We start from the raw sequence: 1,041 nt of genomic DNA on the forward strand, positions 1-1,041 counted from the left end.
GGGCCGGGGTGGGAGCGGGGTGACATGGCCCATACCCCCACCCATGCTCTCAGCTCTGCGTGACGCTCCCGCCGGCAGCGGCGATCTTCTCCTTCGCGGAGGCCGAGAACGCGTCCGCGCTCACGTGCAGCGCGACGTCGATGTCGCCGTTGCCCAGCACCTTCACCGGCGACTTGCCCCGCACCGCACCCCTGGCCACGAGGTCGGCCTTGGTGACCTCACCACCTTGCGGGAACAGCTCCGCGAGGGTGGCGACGTTCACGACCTGGTACTCGACGCGGAACCGGTTGCGGAAGCCCTTCAGCTTGGGCAGGCGCATGTGCAGGGGCATCTGGCCACCCTCGAACCGGGCGGGCACCTGCTTGCGGGCCTTCGAGCCCTTGGTGCCCCGCCCGGCGGTCTTGCCCTTGGAACCCTCACCACGACCGACGCGGGTTTTGGACTTATGGGCGCCGGGGGCCGGCCGGAGGTGGTGCACCTTCAGGCCGCGGCCACGGACGGCCTGCGCCGAGCCGGCCTCAGTGCCCGCGCCGGTGGCGCCGGTGTCGTCACCGGCGTCGGTCTTCGTCAGTTCGGCCATGGCTAGGAGTCCACCTCCTCGACCCGGACAAGATGGGTCACAGTTCTGATCATCCCGCGAATCTCGGGACGATCATCACGGACGGTCGTCGCGTTGATCTTCCGCAGACCAAGGGTACGCAGCGTGGCCCGCTGGTTCGAGGTACCACCGATCCCCGACCGGATCTGCGTGATGCGCAGCTTGGCCATCAGACACCGGCTCCCGCCGCACGAGCGCGCAGCATGGCCGGCGGAGCGACGTCCTCCAGCGGCAGGCCGCGACGGGCGGCGATCTCCTCGGGACGCATCAGGCCACGCAGAGCAGCGACCGTCGCGTGCACAATGTTGATCGGGTTCGATGAGCCGAGCGACTTCGAGAGCACGTCGTGCACACCGGCGCACTCCAGCACGGCACGGACCGGACCACCGGCGATGACCCCGGTACCGGGCGAGGCGGGCTTGAGCAGCACGACGCCGGCCGCC

Annotated in this window: 3 protein-coding genes; all 3 read right to left on the bottom strand. The window is 70.0% G+C overall.

Annotation, left to right across the window (positions count from 1 at the left end; genetic code table 11):
* Nucleotides 1-49: 49 nt before the first annotated feature.
* Entirely contained in the window at nt 50-580 is a 531-nt protein-coding gene (rplO, locus tag AC08OV_RS12455) for a 50S ribosomal protein L15 (protein ID WP_476619695.1), read from the bottom strand.
* Nucleotides 581-582: 2 nt separating this feature from the next.
* On the bottom strand, nt 583-768 hold the full coding sequence (gene rpmD / locus AC08OV_RS12460; protein ID WP_011435055.1) for a 50S ribosomal protein L30: 186 nt from the start codon (nt 766-768) through the stop codon (nt 583-585).
* On the bottom strand, nt 768-1,041 hold a 274-nt coding region (locus AC08OV_RS12465), incomplete at its 5' end, for an uS5 family small ribosomal subunit protein (RefSeq protein WP_476619696.1). The genes rpmD and AC08OV_RS12465, both read right to left, overlap by 1 nt.

The organism is Frankia sp. CeTa3Moorea (assembly GCF_978021225.1).

What these genes read in the sequence shown, in the direction of transcription:
- rpmD (WP_011435055.1), bottom strand. Translation starts at nt 768, where the DNA reads ATGGCCAAGCTGCGCATCACGCAGATCCGGTCGGGGATCGGTGGTACC.
- rplO (WP_476619695.1), bottom strand. Translation starts at nt 580, where the DNA reads ATGGCCGAACTGACGAAGACCGACGCCGGTGACGACACCGGCGCCACC.